Source organism: Aeromonas sp. FDAARGOS 1405, assembly GCF_019048265.1.
In the GTDB taxonomy this organism is placed as follows: domain Bacteria; phylum Pseudomonadota; class Gammaproteobacteria; order Enterobacterales; family Aeromonadaceae; genus Aeromonas; species Aeromonas veronii_A.
In genome coordinates this window covers 1,179,271-1,197,500 of record NZ_CP077311.1, presented here as the reverse complement: position 1 = coordinate 1,197,500, position 18,230 = coordinate 1,179,271, and the positions used below count along the sequence as shown (strand labels likewise).

Below are 18,230 nucleotides of genomic sequence, written 5' to 3'. Positions count from 1 at the left end.
TTAGCGCAAGCGAAGCTCTTGATCGAAGCCCCGGTAAACGGCGGCCGTAACTATAACGGTCCTAAGGTAGCGAAATTCCTTGTCGGGTAAGTTCCGACCTGCACGAATGGTGTAACCATGGCCATGCTGTCTCCACCCGAGACTCAGTGAAATCGAATTCGCCGTGAAGATGCGGTGTACCCGCGGCTAGACGGAAAGACCCCGTGAACCTTTACTACAGCTTGGCACTGAACATTGAACCTACATGTGTAGGATAGGTGGGAGGCTTTGAAGGCGTGACGCCAGTTGCGCTGGAGCCGTCCTTGAAATACCACCCTTGTATGTTTGATGTTCTAACGCAGGGCCCTGAATCGGGCTCGCGGACAGTGCCTGGTGGGTAGTTTGACTGGGGCGGTCTCCTCCCAAAGAGTAACGGAGGAGCACGAAGGTTGGCTAATCCTGGTCGGACATCAGGAGGTTAGTGCAATGGCATAAGCCAGCTTAACTGCGAGACGGACAGGTCGAGCAGGTACGAAAGTAGGTCATAGTGATCCGGTGGTTCTGAATGGAAGGGCCATCGCTCAACGGATAAAAGGTACTCCGGGGATAACAGGCTGATACCGCCCAAGAGTTCATATCGACGGCGGTGTTTGGCACCTCGATGTCGGCTCATCACATCCTGGGGCTGAAGTCGGTCCCAAGGGTATGGCTGTTCGCCATTTAAAGTGGTACGCGAGCTGGGTTCAGAACGTCGTGAGACAGTTCGGTCCCTATCTGCCGTGGGCGTTGGATGATTGAAGGGAGTTGCTCCTAGTACGAGAGGACCGGAGTGAACGAACCTCTGGTGTTCGGGTTGTCACGCCAGTGGCACTGCCCGGTAGCTAAGTTCGGAATCGATAACCGCTGAAAGCATCTAAGCGGGAAGCGAGCCCTGAGATGAGTCATCCCTGACCCCTTGAGGGTCCTAAAGGGCCGTTGGAGACCACAACGTTGATAGGTGGGGTGTGTAAGCGCGGCGACGTGTTGAGCTAACCCATACTAATTACCCGTGAGGCTTAACCATACAACACCCAAGAAGTGTTCTAAGGCTTGTAGCAAACCTAAGCGAACTACTAATTCAGTGATAATGACTCAGTCGTTATTCACGTCAGCTTTCTGGATTGAAGAATTTGCCTGGCGGCCATAGCGCCGTGGAACCACCTGATCCCATGCCGAACTCAGAAGTGAAACGCGGTAGCGCCGATGGTAGTGTGGCATTCGCCATGCGAGAGTAGGACACTGCCAGGCACCCAATTTAAGAACCCCGCTCATCGAACGGGGTTTTTTATTGCCTACAATTCAGTAAATCGCCTTAATATTGACCTTTTATTCCCTCTTCTCTGCCGTTTTCCCTGTTTTTCCTCCCCTATTTTCTCCGGTTCTGCCATCGCCGCTGGCGTTGGTTGTCGTTATAATGGCCGCCCTCAAGCAAGGTGGTGGTATGAAAGCAGAATATCTACAGCGATTCGGGGGCATTGCCCGTCTTTATGGTCAGAACGTCCTTCGTTCCTTTAGCCAGGCTAAGGTCTGTGTGGTGGGGATCGGCGGCGTGGGCTCCTGGGCGGCCGAGGCGCTGGCCCGCGCCGGTATCAACCAGATCACCCTGATCGACATGGATGATATATGCATCACCAACACCAATCGCCAGATCCACGCTATGCAGGGGACGGTTGGTCGCCTCAAGACCGAGGTGATGGCCGAGCGCATTCGCGCCATCAATCCGGATTGCGAAGTGATCGAGGTGGACGATTTCGTCACCGCCGATAACCTGGCCGAGCATATCAAGCGGGAGTTTGACTATGTGGTGGACGCCATCGACTCGGTCAAGGCCAAGGTGGCGCTGATTGCCTTCTGCAAGCGCAACAAGATCCCGGTGATCGTCGCGGGTGGTGCCGGCGGGCAGATGGATCCGACCCAAATCACCGTGGCCGATTTGGCCAAGACCATTCAGGATCCGCTCGCTGCGAAAGTGCGCTCCGACCTGCGCCGGTTGCACAACTTCAGCAAGAATCCGGCGCGCAAATTCGGGGTGGAGTGTGTCTTCTCAACCGAGCAGCTGAGTTATCCGGATGGTAATGGTGGCACCTGTCAGGCCAAAGCGACCAGCGATGGCACCATGAAGATGGATTGCGCCTCCGGTTTTGGCGCCGTGACGCCGGTGACGGCAACCTTTGGGCTGGTTGCCGCGTCCCGGGTATTGAAGAAGATTGCCGAGCGGGGGGCCCGCGCCGAGAAAGAGGCCGGGAATGAAGAAGTAGGGTCGATTGGCGAAGCCTAATCGACCACTGAACAGAGCGGGTTAGACAGCCTGTTCCCGGATCGCCAGTACGATCGCTCTGAGCCCGTTACCTCGTGACGGGCTCAAGTGTTTCTCAAGTCCCAGTTCGGTGAAATACCCTTCCATATCAAATGCCTGGATCGCCGCAGACGATTGGTGGTTGAGTGCTGCCAGCACGATGACGATGAGGCCACGCACGATGCGGGCATCGGAATCACAGGCAAAGTGCCAGCAGCCATCCTCGCTTTGTTCTCCCTTCAGCCAGGCCTGGCTTTCACACCCCTTGAGGCGGAACTCCTCCTGCTGCCATTCGGCGGGTAGCGCTGGCAGCTGCTTGCCGAGCTGGATGATGAGCCGGTACTGGTTCTCCCAGCCGTGGGCGGCGGCAAACTGCTGGCGGATGGTGTCGGCGTTGGGCTCAAGGCCAATCTGGGTATAGCTTGCGAGGTCACTCATTCGGTTGTCTGCCTTAGAAGAAGTCACAGAGTTTGTGCAGGGCGGCCAGCAGGGCGTCGACATCGTCCCGATTGTTGTAGCAAGCCAGCGAGGCGCGCATGGTGCCGCCGATCCCGAGCGATTCCATCAGCGGCATGGCGCAGTGATGGCCGACTCGCAGGGCGATACCCTGCATGTCGAGCAGGGTAGCAGCATCTTGCGGGTGGATGTCGTCGAGCAGGAAAGAGACCGCACCGGCGCGTTGGCCGGGTTCGCCGACCAGACGCAACCCCGGCACCTGTTGCAGGCCAGCTACCAGATAGTCGGTCAGTGCCTGCTCATGTTGGGCGAGCCATTCCCTATCTTGCGCCATCACAAAGTCGATGGCGGCGGCGAGGCCGATAGCGCCAGCGATATGGGGGGTGCCCGCCTCGAATTTGAAAGGCAGGGTATTGAAGGTGGTGCCGCTGAAACTGACCCGATCGATCATCTCGCCACCGGCTTGCCAGGGCGGCATCCGCTCCAATAGCTCGGTGCGGCCCCACAACACACCGATGCCGGTCGGGCCATAGAGCTTGTGGCCGGAGAAGGCGTAGAAGTCGCAACCGATGGCTTGCACATCGATGTCGAGATGAGCCACCGCCTGAGCACCGTCGATCAGGGTCAGAGCGCCGACTGCCTTGGCGGCAGCCACTATCTCTTTGACTGGATTGACGGTACCGAGGGCATTGGAGACGTGGGCCACGCTCACCAGCCGGGTGCGTGGCCCCAGCATGGCGTGATAGGCGGCCAGATCGAGATGGCCCCGCTCATCGAGGGGGATCACCCGGATCACCGCGCCGGTACGCTGGGCGACCAGTTGCCATGGGACGATATTGGCGTGGTGCTCCAGCGTACTGAGGATAATTTCGTCCCCCGCCTTGAGCTCGCTCATCCCCCAGCTCTGGGCCACCAGATTGATCGCCTCCGTGGTGCCACGGGTCCAGATCACTTCGTGGCTGCGAGACGCATTGATAAAGCGGGCGACCGTCTCGCGGGCCGCTTCGAAGGCGCGGGTGGCACGGCCACTCAGGGCGTGGGCGGCGCGGTGCACGTTGGCGTTGTCGGCCCCATAGTAGTGAGCGATGGCATCCAGTACCGCTTGCGGTTTCTGAGTGGTGGCGGCGTTGTCCAGATAGACCAGAGGGTGGCCGTTTACCTCCTGCGCCAAGGCCGGAAACTGGCTGCGCAGTTGGTCGTGCTGTTGCTGATTCATGCTCCCCTCATCATCCGGAAAAAGTCATCATCTCGAAAGGTCGGCCATGATCCTGAAAATAGCGCCCGAACACAAGGTGCGATAAGCCCGATGAGCGGCTGCCTGCTGTGCAGCAGGTACGGCTCATCGGGTGATTTCTGGTACAATGCCGCCCCTCATCATAAGCCAAGAGATCCGGCCCATGAAGCTCAACCCCAATCAGAACGAAGCGGTCAAGTATGTTTCCGGCCCTTGCCTGGTGCTGGCGGGTGCCGGATCGGGCAAGACCCGCGTCATCACCAACAAGATTGCCTATCTGGTGCAGCAGTGCGGCTACAACGCTCGCAACATCGCCGCAGTTACCTTTACCAACAAGGCTGCACGGGAGATGAAGGAGCGGGTTGGCCAGACTTTGGGTCGCAAGGAAGCGCGGGGGCTGATGGTCTCCACCTTCCATACTCTGGGGCTCGAGATCATCCGCCGGGAGCACAAGAGCCTGAATCTCAAGGCGAACTTCTCCCTGTTCGACGACACCGACCAGCTGGCGCTGTTGAAAGAATTGACTGAAGACGAGCTCGACAACGACAAGGACAAGCTCTCGGCCCTTATCAGCCAAATCTCCAACTGGAAGAATGACCTTATTCTGCCTGCCCGCGCGATGCGTATCGCCCGCGGGCCCGAAGAGGTGCTGATGGCTCAGCTCTATGAGCGCTATCACCGCCAGATGGTGGCCTATAACGCGCTGGATTTTGACGACCTTATCGTGATGCCCACCCTGCTGCTCAAGAGCAATCAGGAGGTGCGTGAGCGCTGGCAGAACAAGATCCGCTATCTGCTGGTCGATGAGTACCAAGACACCAATACCAGCCAGTACGAGCTGGTGAAGCAGATCGTCGGCGAGCGGGCCCGTTTTACCGTGGTGGGGGACGACGACCAGTCCATCTACTCGTGGCGCGGTGCCAAGCCGCAGAATCTGGTGCTACTGAGCGAAGACTTTCCGAACCTGCGGCTCATCAAGCTGGAGCAGAACTACCGCTCCAAGCGGCGGATCCTCAAGTGCGCCAACATCCTGATCGCCAACAACCCGCACGTCTATGACAAGGAGCTCTTCTCCGAGTTGGATGAAGGGGTGAAGCTCAAGGTGCTGTTCGCCAAGAACGAGGAGCACGAAGCGGAGCGGATCGCCGCCGAGATGATGGGCCACAAGTTCATGAACCGCACCCGGTTCAAGGATTACGCCATCCTCTATCGGGGCAACCATCAGTCGCGCATCTTCGAAAAGGCGCTGATGACCAACCGGATTCCTTACCGTATCTCCGGCGGCACCTCGTTTTTCTCCCGCACCGAGATCAAGGACATCATGGCCTACCTCAAGCTGCTGGTGAATCCGGATGAGGACACTGCCTTCCTGCGGGTGGTCAACCTGCCGCGCCGCGAGATTGGCCCCACTACCCTCGAAAAGCTCGGCCAATACGCCAATCAGCGGGGCAAGAGCCTGTTTGCCGCCAGCTTCGAGCTGGGGCTGGAGCAGCACCTCTCCGGCCGTGGCCTCACTGCATTACAGGCCTTTACCAACTGGCTGGTTCGCCTTGGCGATCAAGCGCTGCGCGGCAATCCGGTGGAGGCGGTGCGGGACATGATCAAGGAGATCCACTACGAAGAGTGGCTATACGAGACCTCCCCCAGCCCGAAAGCGGCCGAAATGCGGATGCTGAACGTCTCCACCCTCTATCGCTGGATCACCGAGATGCTGGAAGGGGATGAGCTGGAGGAGTCGATGACGCTGGCTCAGGTGGTCACTCGCCTCACCCTGCGCGACATGATGGAGCGCAACGAAGGGGAGGATGATGCCGATCAGGTGCAGTTAATGACCCTGCATGCCTCCAAGGGGTTGGAGTTCCCCTATGTCTACATGGTGGGGATGGAGGAGGGTTTGTTGCCTCACCAGACCAGTATCGACGAGGATAACGTGGAGGAGGAGCGGCGTCTCGCCTACGTGGGTATCACTCGTGCTCAGACCGAGCTTACCTTCACCCTCTGCAAGGAGCGACGCCAGTTTGGCGAGTCGGTACGTCCGGAGCCGAGCCGCTTCCTGCTGGAGCTGCCGCAGGATGATCTTGAATGGGAAAACCAGAAGAAGGTGACTGCCGAGGAGCGCCAGCAGAAGGGGCAGATGGCTGTGGCCAATCTGCGCGCCATGTTCAAGAAAGATTAGGAGGTTGCGTTGCCGGGGGATAGCAGTGGAATGATGTCTGCTCCCGGCATGGGGGGAGATATATAGCGTCCTTGCCCCATCCGGCAGCCGATATCTATCAGCTTCTGTAACTGCTGCTGGTTCTCAATGCCTTCAACCACAAGGGTGTAATCGAGATCCTGACAGATATCCCGCATGGCGCGGATCAGCGCCAGATCTTTGGGGGACTGCAGCATCCGCTGGGTAAAGCTGTCATCCACCTTGATGTAATCTACCGGGAAATGGAACAGGGCGTTGAGGGAGGAGAAGCCGGTGCCGAAATCATCGAGGCTGATCTGGATACCCTTGGCTCTCAGCTCATGCAGGGAGGCCAGCGCATCGGAATCCTGCCGCGACAGCTCCCGCTCGTTGAATTCAAAGATCAGATAGCCTGGTGCTATCCCCTCCTCATCGATAATGTCCACCAACCGCATGATGTGATCATGGTTGACCAGATGTTTGCCGGAGAGGTTGATGGCGACCTTGAACTTGCTCTGGCCCGAGATTGGCAGCCACACTTTCAGTTGCTGGCAGGTGTGGCGCAGGATCTGATAATCCAGCTCCAGAATAAGGCCACACTGCTCCGCGAGCGGAATAAAGTCGAATGCATCCTTGAGAATGCCCTCTTCGGTCAGCCAGCGCGCCATTACCTCCAGCCCGGTCAGACGGCTATCCTGTAGCCTGATAACTGGCTGGTAGTAGGGGACGATACGCCCTTCCCGCAGGGCCCGAGCCAGCATCTCTTCCGGCGAATTCCAGTTCTGGTTGATGCAATCATCCGAGTAGCTGACGATGCGGCTGCGGCCATTGCGTTTGGCCTGGTACATGGCCAGATCGGCCTGGTGGAGTAACTGGCTGATATCCGATGTCTGTTCGGACACACTCGATACCCCCAGGCTGACGGTAATACTCAGCTCATTGCCAAGCAGCCGGAACGGATAGGAGAGGCGGCTGATGATACGGTTGAGCACCGGGCTGATGTCATCTTCATGTTTGCTGCTATCGAGATAGATGACGAACTCGTCGCCCCCCAATCTGGCCACCATATCGTTTTGCCGGATGCAGGTCTGGAGGCGGCGGCTTACCTCCTTGAGCAGCTGATCACCAGCACTGTGGCCCAGGGTGTCATTGATCTGCTTGAAGTGATCCACATCGATGAAGATCACCGCAAACCCCGGTGACTTGTAGCGGTTGTAGTGGGTCATGGCTTGATTGAGGTGGTTCATCAACAGTGCCCGGTTCGGTAGCTGGGTCAGCGGGTCGTGAAGCGCATCGAATTGCAGCCGCCGTTCCAGCTCCTGATGCTGCTTGAGCTGCTTTTGCAGCCTGAGGTTGGTCTGACGCAGCTGTTGCAGCCGCTGGTTGATGGAGTCTTCACTATTGATGTCGTTAAGCTGCTGGCGGATCCGCTTCAGCTCCAACAGCAGGGTGAGCTGGCCACGCAGGAAGTCGAGAAACAGCTTGTCGTCTGTCTCCAGCGGTTGCGCGGTGCTGATGATGAAGTGGGCGAAGTACTGTTGTTGCAGCCGTAGCGGCATGCTGTGCCAGTAGGTTGCCTCCCTGTTGACCTCGATATTGCTGGTGCTGTGGCACAAACCGCTGATGAATTCGTCGCTTTGACGAGGATGTGCGGGATAAATCTTCTCAAGCGTATGGCTGTGGAGCCTGACCAGCAGCATATCCTCAATGGCGAGCATCTGGCGCAGCACCGCCTCCAGCTGGGAGAAGAGCGCCTGACCGGGCAGGGTGTTGGCCAGTCGCATGATGCGGCTGATGCTCTCGATTTTCTTTTTCCAGTTCGGGTCTTTGCGGATCAGCGGCGAAGGCAGCTCGGTGAGATGGGAGCCCGCTTGGGTTTCGGTCAGCCGTTTGGATAGACACTCCAGCAGCAGGCGTAATGTGGGCAGGTCGGATGGTTCGCCGCGAGCCAGCAGCCACTGCACCTGACCATGTTCGATAGGAAAGACGCACCACCCTTCGGCCTCATCGAGCTGGGTGAGCTGATCGGTGATGCGGGACTGCTCCCGCCCCAGTTGTTGCTTGAAGGTATCGCTGATTTTGTAGGCGTAGAGCCAGTTCAGACCACTGTCGGAGAGGCCCAGCATGCCGAAATGCTGCAACGGGCAGAGCTGGTTTATCTGCTTTATCAGATCATCATAATCGCTGCTCTGCGCTGTAGGGGGAGCCGGAAAATCCATAATGGCAGAGACCAACGCCAGCAGAGGAGTTGAGTAGTGGGATTCGGTGGAATGGGGCGACATGAGCAACTCCCGACTATGCCTACCCTACAAGAGTAGTCGGAAGCCGATAGATTGAAAGGGCCGCAATTGCGGCCCTTTCAAATACTTAGAGGTTGTCAGTCATGTAGTGAATGGCGTTTTCAATCTCTTCGTCGCTGCAGTTCGCACAAGTGCCGCGTGGAGGCATCATGCCGGACTTGCCGGTAAAGCCTTCAATGGCATGTTTCTTGAGAGTATCAATGCCCTGGGCGACGCGTGGTTCCCAGGCTGTCTTGTCACCCCGTTTGGGGGCACCGGCAGCGCCGGTGTCGTGACAGGCAAAGCAGGCGCCCTTGTATACCGTTTCGCCATCGCGGGGACCGGAAGAGGCGGTCGCAGCAGGTGCAGCACCCGCGCCGGCAATACCTTCCAGATCCTTGGCGGTGTAGACCTGACCGATCGGTTTGATCCGCTCGGCAATAGCCTCCGGTGACATCTCATCGGCAGCAAGCACTGCCCCAGACAAGCTGGCGGCCGTCATCCCGACAGCCAGCAAATAGCTCAGTTTTTTCAACACGCTCATATACTCCCAGCAGTCTTTTATTATCCATGTAAACGACGGGATTATAACCGAATAGTTACAGCCATTTAAACGCTTGTGTGTGAAGTGTTAAACACTCTGCGTACAAAGTTTTGGGCGATATCACGGCAATTCTGGTGGTGGAGATAAAAAGAAACCCGGCATTCGCCGGGTTTCGAGTAACCAAAGGGTGAAAAGGGTTATTTATCCCAGCTCAGGATCACCTTGCCGGAGTGGCCGGAGCGCATCGCATCGAACCCCTGCTGGAATTCGTCGATGTGGAATCTGTGGGTGATGATGGGGGAGAGATCCAGCCCGGACTGGATCAGGCTGGCCATTTTGTACCAGGTCTCGAACATCTCGCGGCCATAGATCCCTTTGATAAACAGCCCCTTGAAGATCACCTTGTTCCAGTCGATGGCCATGGTGGAGGGGGGGATGCCAAGCATGGCGATCTTGCCGCCGTGGTTCATCTTGTCGAGCATCTCCTGGAAGGCGCTCGGGACGCCGGACATCTCCAGCCCCACGTCGAACCCTTCGGTCATGCCCAGCTCGCTCATCACGTCGGCCAGCTTCTCCTTGGCCACGTTGACCGCGCGGGTGGCGCCCATCTTGCGGGCCAGCTCCAGCCGGTATTCGTTGACGTCGGTGATCACCACGTGGCGCGCACCCACATGGCGGCAGACGGCGGCGGCCATGATGCCGATGGGGCCAGCCCCGGTGATGAGCACATCTTCACCCACCAGATCGAAGGAGAGGGCGGTGTGCACCGCATTGCCAAACGGGTCGAAGATGGCAGCCAGCTCGTCCGGGATATTGTCCGGCAGCTTGAAGGCGTTGAACGCGGGGATCACCAGATATTCGGCAAAAGCACCTGGACGGTTGACGCCAACACCAATGGTGTTGCGGCACAGGTGAGTGCGCCCGGCGCGGCAGTTGCGGCAGTGACCGCAGGTGATGTGCCCTTCGCCGGAGACCCGATCGCCGATGGCGAAGCCGCGCACCTCCTGACCGATGGCGACTACTTCGCCGACATATTCGTGGCCGACCACCATGGGTACCGGAATGGTCTTCTGGGACCACTCGTCCCAGTTGTAGATATGGATGTCGGTGCCGCAGATGGCGGTTTTGCGGATCTTGATCAGCAGATCGTTGTGGCCGAGCTCGGGAGCCGGTACATCCGTCATCCAGATGCCGACCTCTTTGTGCAGTTTGGAGAGTGCTTTCATGGCTGTTCCTTCAATATGAATGCAGAAAAAAGGGGCTGCAGCCCCTTGATTCAAATCAGATAACGCCGAGTTCACGGCCGATGCGGATAAAGGCGTCGATCGCCTTGTCCAGCTGCTCGCGGGTATGAGCGGCAGACATCTGGGTGCGAATGCGCGCCTGACCCTTGGGCACGACCGGGAAGGAGAAGCCCACCACATAGATGCCGGCTGCCAGCATGCGGCTTGCCATTTCGGAGGCCAGTTTGGCATCCCCCAGCATCACCGGAATGATGGCGTGGTCGGCGCCTGCCAGAGTGAAGCCAGCGGCGCTCATCCGCTCGCGGAAGTAACGGCTGTTCTCTTTCAGACGTGCGCGCAGGTCGTGACCTTCCGCCAGCATGTCGATCACCTTGATAGTTGCGGCAACGATGGAGGGGGCCAGCGAGTTGGAGAAGAGGTAAGGGCGGGAGCGCTGACGCAGCCAGTCGATCACCTCTTTCTTACCGGAGGTATAGCCGCCGGATGCGCCGCCGAGCGCCTTGCCCAGGGTGCCGGTGATGATGTCGACCCGATCCATCACGCCGCAATATTCGTGGGTGCCACGACCATTCTCGCCGATAAAGCCAACGGCGTGGGAGTCATCCACCATCACCAGCGCATCGTATTTGTCCGCCAGATCGCAGATGGATTTGAGGTCGGCGATGACCCCATCCATGGAGAAGACGCCGTCGGTGGCGATCAGCTTGAAGCGGGCGCCATCGGCGTCAGCCTGCTTGAGCTGGGCTTCCAGCTCGGCCATGTCGTTGTTGGCGTAGCGATAACGCTTGGCCTTGCACAGCCGCACGCCGTCGATGATGGAGGCGTGGTTGAGGGCATCGGAGATGATGGCATCTTCGGCGCCGAACAGGGTCTCGAACAGACCGCCATTGGCATCGAAACAGGAGGAGTAGAGGATGGTGTCTTCGGTGCAGAGGAAGGCAGACATCTTCTGCTCCAGCGCTTTATGCTGGTCCTGGGTGCCACAGATGAAGCGCACCGAGGCCATGCCGAAGCCGTGGCTGTCGAGTCCCTGATGGGCGGCAGCGATCAGATCCGGGTGGTTGGCCAGCCCCAGATAGTTGTTGGCACAGAAGTTCAGTACCTGCTCACCGCCGACGGCGATGCTGGCCTGCTGGGCGGAGGTGATGATGCGCTCCTGCTTGTACAACCCTTCAGCTTGCACCTGGTTCAGTTGCTCGGTCAGGTGACGATAGAATCCGTTAGACATCCTCGATCCTTAGTGGCTATTTCAGCTGCGTATCAACAGAGGGCGACATTTTACTGCAATCTGTTGCGGTAAATTCAAATGATTGTGCTGATATTCAACAAATGTGAAACAGATCTCACCCAGCTGGTTGGGCCAGCAGGCGGTAGTGCTGCTCCAGCTGCTGGATCTGTCCGGCCACCTGGGGTTGCACATAGGGGCGCAGCAGAAATAGCACCTTCAACACGCCCTGATAGAGCAGCGGTTTGGTGATGCGGGTGTTGGGGGCCTGGGCAATCTGGAAGGGGATCCAGCAGGTCACCACCATCTTGATGGTCTGGCCCAGATCCGGCAGGTCTTCATCGCTGACATCTATGATGCCCCCTTCGCGCAGGCTTTTGAGCAGCGCGACCACGGAGGAGCGCATCTGCTCCTGGGCCTTGAGGTATTTCTGCTGCAGCGGTTCGTCACGGCTCAGGATGTCCGGCAGGTTGGCGTAGAAGAAGCGGAACTGCCACATCAGATAGAAGATGGCATCCAGATAGCCCATCAGATCCTGCAGGGTGATTTCACGGTTGCGGGTCGGCACGAAGCTCTCGCTCAGGTGACGGGCATACTGATCGAAGATGGAGTGGATGATGTCTTCTTTATTGCGGAAGTGGTAGTAGAGGTTGCCCGGGCTGATACCCATGTGCGCCGCAATATGGTTGGTGGTGATGTTGCGTTCACCCTGATCGTTGAACAGCTCGGTCGCGCTGTGAATGATCCTGTCTCTGGTTTTCATCACTCATTCCTCCAACAGGTTCCGCTCGGGGCAGTTTTGAACAAGGTCGAATCCCCGGACGGCCCGTGATAAACTTTTCGGCAATTTCAAATTGGCTCACTATACACAGCTTTAACAAGCAGTCACATGTAGCCATCAACGTACGAGAGGCAAACTCCATGATCGTAGTAACTGGCGGTGCTGGCTTTATCGGCAGCAATCTGGTCAAGCAGCTGAACGCTCAAGGACGGACCGATATCGTGGTCATTGATGACCTGACCGACGGCACCAAGTTCGTCAACCTGGTCGATCTGACCATCGCTGACTACATGGACAAGGACGAGTTTCAGGCTCGCATCGTCTCCGGCGACGAGTTTGAAGAGTGGGACAACGGTATCGAGGTGATCTTCCACGAAGGCGCCTGCTCTGCCACCACCGAATGGAACGGCAAGTTCATCATGGAGGTCAACTACGAGTACTCCAAGGATCTGTTCCACTACTGCATCGAGCGTGAAATTCCGTTCATTTACGCCTCTTCTGCCGCGACCTACGGTGGCCGCAACGACAACTTCATCGAAGATCCCAAGTTCGAACAGCCGCTCAACGTCTACGGCTACTCCAAGCAGTTGTTTGACCAGTACGTGCGCCGCTGGATGCCGGAGATCAACTCTCAGGTAGTCGGTTTGAAGTACTTCAACGTCTACGGCCCGCGCGAGCAGCACAAAGGCTCCATGGCCTCCGTTGCCTTCCATCTCAATACCCAGGTGAAGAAGGGCGAGAATCCCAAGCTGTTCGAAGGTTGCGATGGCTTCCCGAACGGTGGTCAGATGCGTGACTTCATCTATATTGACGACGTCTGCAAGGTAAACCTCTGGTTCTGGCAGAACCCGCAACACTCCGGCATCTTCAACTGCGGTACCGGCCGTGCCGAGCCGTTCCAGAACGTGGCCGAAGCAGTGATCAAGCATCATCAGAAGGGGGCCATCGAGTACATTCCCTTCCCGGATCACCTCAAGGGTCGCTATCAGAGCTTCACCCAGGCTGACATGACCAAGCTTCGCAGCGTGGGTTATGACGCCGAGTTTAAAACCGTTGCCGAAGGGGTAGCGGATTACATGGCCTGGCTCAACCGGGCTTAATTATTCGCTCTTGCGGAATGGCCGCCAATCAGGCGGCTTTTTCATTATTTTCTATGTGGTAAGCATGAAGAAAAAAGTTTTATTTATAATGGAAACATTGGGCGGAGGAGGCGCCGAAAAGGTCCTTATTGAAACGCTTAAGCGTTTGGATTTTAGTAAGTACGCTATAACTTTGCTTTTATTGAGGCGTGAGGGTGTATATTTATCTCAGGTCCCCAAAAATGTAACAGTAAAATTTCTATTGCCGACCGAACCATCGGGGTGGTTTCAGCGGAAAATTTTATTTTCTATTAAAAAACGTTGGTGGAATTTTGTTGTCAATACCAAATGCTTGGCCAGTTTCATATTTAGCGAACGATATGATGTCGGTGTGGCATTTTTGGAAGGCAATAGCTCGCTGTTGTTATCCCACCTGAATGCTATTGTACGAAAAATAGCGTGGGTCCATATAGACTTGATATGTCATCAAATTCTTCCCAGGAAAGTTGAACGAAAAGTTTATAAGGAAATGGATGAGATTGTTTGTGTCTCTAAAGGTGCACAAGATGCATTATTGAATTTGTATCCTGAGGTGAAATCATATACTCATGTGGTTTATAACCCTGTTGATATCGATGGCATAATGCAGAAGAGTCATGAGCCTATTACGAGTGAAGGGAAAATAAAAGTTATTGCTATTGGACGGTTATGCAATGCCCAAAAAGGATTTGATATATTACTTTCTGCTCATAAGATAAATATTGATGCCGGAGCTAATTATCACCTTACTATTTTAGGGGAGGGTGATGATAGAGCGGGGCTCGAGTTATTTATAAAAAACAATAATATTGGTAGCAGTACAAGTTTACTTGGATTCAAAGAAAATCCATATCCATTTCTTGCTGCTAGTGATCTATTTGTCATGTCTTCATACTATGAGGGTTATCCAGTTGTACTCGTTGAGGCGATGGCGTTGGGAAAGGCCATTGTGTCAACAGATTGTACTGGACCTAATGAAGCTCTTGATGGTGGAAAATATGGTGTTCTTGTTCCTGTCGGGGATGAACATGCGCTGGCATTGGCAATACGCCAAATGGTTGAAAATAAAAAGATGCTATCAACATATAGTTCCTTATCGAAGGAGCGAGCCAAGATTTTCAATCTGCGGGAGAGTATGAGACAGATCGAGCAGTTATTGGATGGTGAGAGCAAACACTCTTCCCATTGTGTGATATGTTCGGGTATTTTTGGCGGAGGGCGCACAGGATGAATATATTGATGGCACTCTCCCAGCTCGAGGTAACGGGAGCTGAGGTCTATGCCACTACGGTCGGTAACGAACTGACTCGTCGTGGTCACAATGTTTTTTACGTTTCAGACACCCTGACCAAACCGACTCTTGGCCCCGTCTTCACGCTGAGATTCAACAAACGCAGCATTCTGCGACGCTTCTGGCACGTCTTTTACCTTATATACCTCATCAAGAAACACCATATTCAGTTGGTGCATGCTCACTCCCGCGCCTCCGGCTGGAGCAGTTATGTGGCTTGCAAGTTGACTGGCACCCCGATGATTACCACGGTGCATGGTCGCCAGCCGGTGCACGCTTCGCGTAAAGCCTTCCATGCCCTCGGCTATCGGGCGGTTGCCGTTTGTGAGGGTATTGCCCATCAGATAGTCGACAATCTGGGGGTCGATCCCGCGATCGTGCAGGTGCTGCGCAACGGTATCGAAACCGACAAATTCCAGCCTGTGCCTGCGCCGGACAACCCAAAGCCGGTGATCGCCATCATTGGGCGCCTGAGCGGCCCCAAAGGGGAGCTCTGTTACCGCCTGCTCGACGAAGTGCTTGATCTGGATGCCTGTCGGGTGCGGATTGTCAGCGGTACCAAGGTGCCGGAGCGCTTTGCCCGTTTCGAAGGTCGCGCCGAGTTTGTCGGTTATGTCGATGATGTGCCCGCTCTGCTGGCGAGTTGCGATCTGGTGATTGGTGCCGGTCGGGTGGCGATGGAAGCACTGCTCTGTGGTCGGCCCGCCTTTGCCATTGGTGAAGCCAGGGCAATCGGTCTGGTGACTGAACAGAATCTGGATGAAGCGCTGGCTAGCAACTTCGGTGACATTGGACCCAAGGATCTGGCCATTGATTTTGCGGCCCTGAAGGGAGAGATCGCATCTGCCCTGGCCAGCAAGACGGTGCCGGAAGTCATTCGCCAACGCATTCAGGATGAGTATGGCTTGCAGGGGGTAGTATCTGGCCTCGAAACCATCTATCAGGATGCCGTAGTCGAAACCCTGCGCCGGGAGATGCCGATCATCATGTACCACCGCTTTATCGAGCAGGATAGCGAGAAAGGAGTGCACGGCACCTGGATGCCGATCGCCATGTTCGAGAAGCATCTGCGACTGATGAAGTGGCTAGGCTACGAAACCCTGACTTTCCGCGATTTGGCGGACAAAGGTTTTATCCACCGTCTGCAATACGGCAAGAAGTACCTGATGATCACTGCCGATGATGGCTATCAGGACAATCTGACCCGCATGCTGCCGCTGCTGGAAAAATATGGTTATAAAGCCGTGGTGTACGTGGTTACCGGTGAAGGCTATAACCGTTGGGATGTGGAGCATCCGACCAATCCGGATACCAAGGTTTCATTGATGAGTGGTGAGCAGGTCAAGGCGCTGGCTGCCAGCGGTCATGTGGAAATTGGTGGTCATACTCTGACTCACCCCCGTTTGAGCAAGCTCACCCCTGAACAACAAGCCCATGAAATTCAGGAGAATAAACGCCAACTGGAGGCCCTGCTTGGCCATCCGCTGCTCTCGTTTGCCTACCCTTACGGAGATATGAACGAGAGTGCCAAGGAGCAGGCTATCGCCGCCGGGTATCGTTTTGCTGTCGCTACCAATAGTGGCCCCAAAGCAATGCACCAGGACCCTTTTAAGATCCGCCGGATTGCCATCTTCCCACGTACTGATGTATTCGGGTTGTGGCGCAAGATCCGCGGGAATTATGTATTCAGGAAGTAATCAATGTCATCTGCCATGAGCGTCTTGTTCGAACGCCTGACCACTATATTATTTTCCACAACATTAGCATTTACTTTTTGTGGTCTTTTCCTATTGCCAAATGGAAAGAGTATCCTTGCTAATTTATTGGTAATCTCGATCGTGATCGGATTCATTAATCTTATCATATGGAGAAAATGGGATATAGGGTTAAAAGATCGTCGCATATTATGGCTATTTCTTGGATATGCCGGATTCATCTTTATTAACCGTATTATACATGGTGATCAGTATGGTGTGATGCGTAGTCTGGTGTATGTCGTTTTATTTGGTTTTTTGGTTCCTAGAAAAGAAATTGTTATAAAAATCAGCCAATACGCCATCATTATTGGTGGGATTAGTATGGGGTGTATAAGCCTATGGCAGCAATATCAAGGGGCGTCTAGGGTTGATGGATTTACCAATGCAATTCTATTTTCACAGGCATCTTTGGTTATTGCTTTATTGGCTTGGGGATTATGCAAAGAGATATATCTCCCAAGATGGGAGAAAGGGGCAGCATTATTGTCTATTTTGATGGCTCTTTACAGTCTCTATGCTTCGCAGAGCCGTGGTGTTTGGCTGGCATTTATAGCCGTTATTGGGTTGATTGTGCTTATCAAATCGATAAAAAAGCCGCTCAAATATTTCATCTTTTTGATTATGTTGTTGAGTGGCAGCACTGCGTTTTACCACCACAGCAATGTGCTGCAAGCACGGGTTCAGGCCAGTATTTCTGATCTCAAGAACGCAGAGGTAGGTTCTTATGGAACCTCTTGGGGGCTGCGTCTGGTAGCCTGGCAAGGGGCGTGGCAAGGTTTTCTCTCCGCTCCCATTTTTGGGGTGGGTACGGATGGGTTTGATGCCATAAAAAAATCATTAGTCGCATCTGGAGTTAGCTCTCCTTTATTACTACATCCGTCTTTAGCTCATTCTCACAATCAATATATGCAAAACTTGATTATTCGTGGTGCTGTTGGTGGTGTAGCAATTTTATTATTTTTTGGACTTCCCATATGGTGGGCTGCAAAGCTCTGGGGTGTAACTTCAATTGCAGTGTTACTACCAATTTCTTTAGCCATTGATGGTTTGAGTGATGTTCCTTTTGAGCATCAAAACATATTGTTTCTCTACACATTGGGGTTATTATTTATCTGGCTCCAGAATCAAGATAATAGAGGTGTTAGATGATTCCTATTTTTGTTATTAGTTTATTGCGCAGCCATGATCGGCGCTTAGCTATTGAAAAGCAAATGGCTCACTTGGGATTATCTTTTACATTTTGGGACGCTGTAGATGGAAAACAGCTAAGCGATGCGGACCTGGCTAATGTTGATATTAATTTGGCAGAGCAACTTTGTGGCCATTCACTAAGCTTGGGGGAGGTTGGTTGTGCACTAAGCCATATTAAATTATATGAGATGATGGTGAGTAAGAAAATCGAAAAAGCCATTATATTAGAAGATGACATATATCTTCATATGCATTTCAAAAGTATCATTGATGTGGCATTACAGAAAATGTCTTCGGATATAATATTTATCCATCATGGGAAGGCAAAGAAATGGCCTTGGACGCGAAAGCTACCTGAGGGATACCGCTTGGCAAGTTATTGTCGGCCTAGTAAAAAATCAAATAGAGGTATTATATCCACAGCTGGATATATTTTATCCTTAAATGGTGCTCGTAAACTTTTACAGCATGCTTACCCAGTTAGAATGCCTGCGGATTATCTTACTGGCCGCTTGCAGTGGAATAAATTGAGTGCGGCTGGCGTAGAACCTTGCTGTCTGGATGTAGGCCTATTTCAGTCTACTATTGATGACAGGAATTATGGTCAGCATATAGAAAAATAA

At 54.5% G+C, this 18,230-nt stretch carries 14 protein-coding genes and 2 rRNA genes (1 of these 16 running past the window's edge); 9 read left to right on the top strand and 7 right to left on the bottom strand.

The features are described from left to right. The 3 genes from I6L35_RS05695 to tcdA form a co-directional block, all read left to right on the top strand. Nucleotides 1-1,042: ribosomal RNA gene (locus I6L35_RS05695) — 23S ribosomal RNA — on the top strand (it extends 1,848 nt beyond the left edge of the window). A 109-nt stretch (nt 1,043-1,151) separates the two neighbouring features. Next, a 5S ribosomal RNA gene (gene rrf, locus I6L35_RS05690) occupies nt 1,152-1,266 on the top strand. 193 nt (nt 1,267-1,459) lie between these two features. Beyond that, entirely contained in the window at nt 1,460-2,296 is an 837-nt protein-coding gene (tcdA, locus tag I6L35_RS05685) for a tRNA cyclic N6-threonylcarbamoyladenosine(37) synthase TcdA (protein WP_216979761.1), read from the top strand. 21 nt (nt 2,297-2,317) lie between these two features. Here tcdA and I6L35_RS05680 read toward each other — a convergent pair whose 3' ends face one another. Both I6L35_RS05680 and I6L35_RS05675 read right to left on the bottom strand, forming a co-directional pair. Then, complete coding sequence (locus I6L35_RS05680; RefSeq protein WP_058056434.1) at nt 2,318-2,752, bottom strand: SufE family protein; 435 nt, start codon at nt 2,750-2,752, stop codon at nt 2,318-2,320. Between the two features lie 13 nt (nt 2,753-2,765). Beyond that, nucleotides 2,766-3,986, bottom strand: coding sequence for an aminotransferase class V-fold PLP-dependent enzyme (locus I6L35_RS05675; RefSeq protein WP_216979760.1), 1,221 nt, complete (start codon nt 3,984-3,986; stop codon nt 2,766-2,768). Nucleotides 3,987-4,167: 181 nt separating this feature from the next. Between I6L35_RS05675 and rep the strand changes: the two genes are divergently transcribed. Continuing rightward, the gene (gene rep, locus I6L35_RS05670) at nt 4,168-6,180 is read left to right on the top strand and encodes a DNA helicase Rep (protein ID WP_216979759.1); all 2,013 of its coding nucleotides are present in this window, start codon (nt 4,168-4,170) and stop codon (nt 6,178-6,180) included. Here rep and I6L35_RS05665 read toward each other — a convergent pair. From I6L35_RS05665 to I6L35_RS05645, 5 genes are all read right to left on the bottom strand, one after another. Next, a complete protein-coding gene (locus I6L35_RS05665; protein ID WP_216979758.1) occupies nt 6,177-8,459 on the bottom strand; it encodes a bifunctional diguanylate cyclase/phosphodiesterase in 2,283 nt (760 codons plus the stop codon). The two genes, rep and I6L35_RS05665, sit on opposite strands and share 4 nt — an antisense overlap. 85 nt (nt 8,460-8,544) lie before the next feature. Beyond that, nucleotides 8,545-9,000, bottom strand: coding sequence for a cytochrome c5 family protein (locus I6L35_RS05660; protein WP_216979757.1), 456 nt, complete (start codon nt 8,998-9,000; stop codon nt 8,545-8,547). A gap of 197 nt (nt 9,001-9,197) precedes the next feature. Further along, nucleotides 9,198-10,226 (bottom strand): L-threonine 3-dehydrogenase, encoded by a 1,029-nt coding sequence (gene tdh / locus I6L35_RS05655; RefSeq protein ID WP_005340852.1) that lies wholly within the window; start codon nt 10,224-10,226, stop codon nt 9,198-9,200. Nucleotides 10,227-10,281: 55 nt separating this feature from the next. After that, complete coding sequence (locus I6L35_RS05650; RefSeq protein WP_216979756.1) at nt 10,282-11,472, bottom strand: glycine C-acetyltransferase; 1,191 nt, start codon at nt 11,470-11,472, stop codon at nt 10,282-10,284. 115 nt (nt 11,473-11,587) lie between these two features. Continuing rightward, nucleotides 11,588-12,232 carry a TetR/AcrR family transcriptional regulator gene (locus I6L35_RS05645; protein WP_216979755.1) on the bottom strand — a complete coding sequence of 215 codons (645 nt, stop codon included), beginning with the start codon at nt 12,230-12,232 and terminating at the stop codon, nt 11,588-11,590. Between the two features lie 158 nt (nt 12,233-12,390). Between I6L35_RS05645 and rfaD the strand changes: the two genes are divergently transcribed. From rfaD to I6L35_RS05620, 5 genes are all read left to right on the top strand, one after another. Next, nucleotides 12,391-13,350, top strand: coding sequence for an ADP-glyceromanno-heptose 6-epimerase (rfaD, locus tag I6L35_RS05640; protein WP_021230709.1), 960 nt, complete (start codon nt 12,391-12,393; stop codon nt 13,348-13,350). 64 nt (nt 13,351-13,414) lie between these two features. Then, a complete protein-coding gene (locus I6L35_RS05635) occupies nt 13,415-14,599 on the top strand; it encodes a glycosyltransferase (protein WP_216979754.1) in 1,185 nt (394 codons plus the stop codon). Next, nucleotides 14,596-16,356 carry a polysaccharide deacetylase family protein gene (locus I6L35_RS05630; RefSeq protein ID WP_216979753.1) on the top strand — a complete coding sequence of 587 codons (1,761 nt, stop codon included), beginning with the start codon at nt 14,596-14,598 and terminating at the stop codon, nt 16,354-16,356. The genes I6L35_RS05635 and I6L35_RS05630 overlap by 4 nt, the downstream gene beginning before the upstream one ends. 3 nt (nt 16,357-16,359) lie before the next feature. Continuing rightward, entirely contained in the window at nt 16,360-17,565 is a 1,206-nt protein-coding gene (locus I6L35_RS05625) for an O-antigen ligase (RefSeq protein WP_216979752.1), read from the top strand. Continuing rightward, nucleotides 17,562-18,230 (top strand): glycosyltransferase family 25 protein, encoded by a 669-nt coding sequence (locus tag I6L35_RS05620; RefSeq protein ID WP_216979751.1) that lies wholly within the window; start codon nt 17,562-17,564, stop codon nt 18,228-18,230. Before I6L35_RS05625 ends, I6L35_RS05620 begins: the two co-directional genes overlap by 4 nt.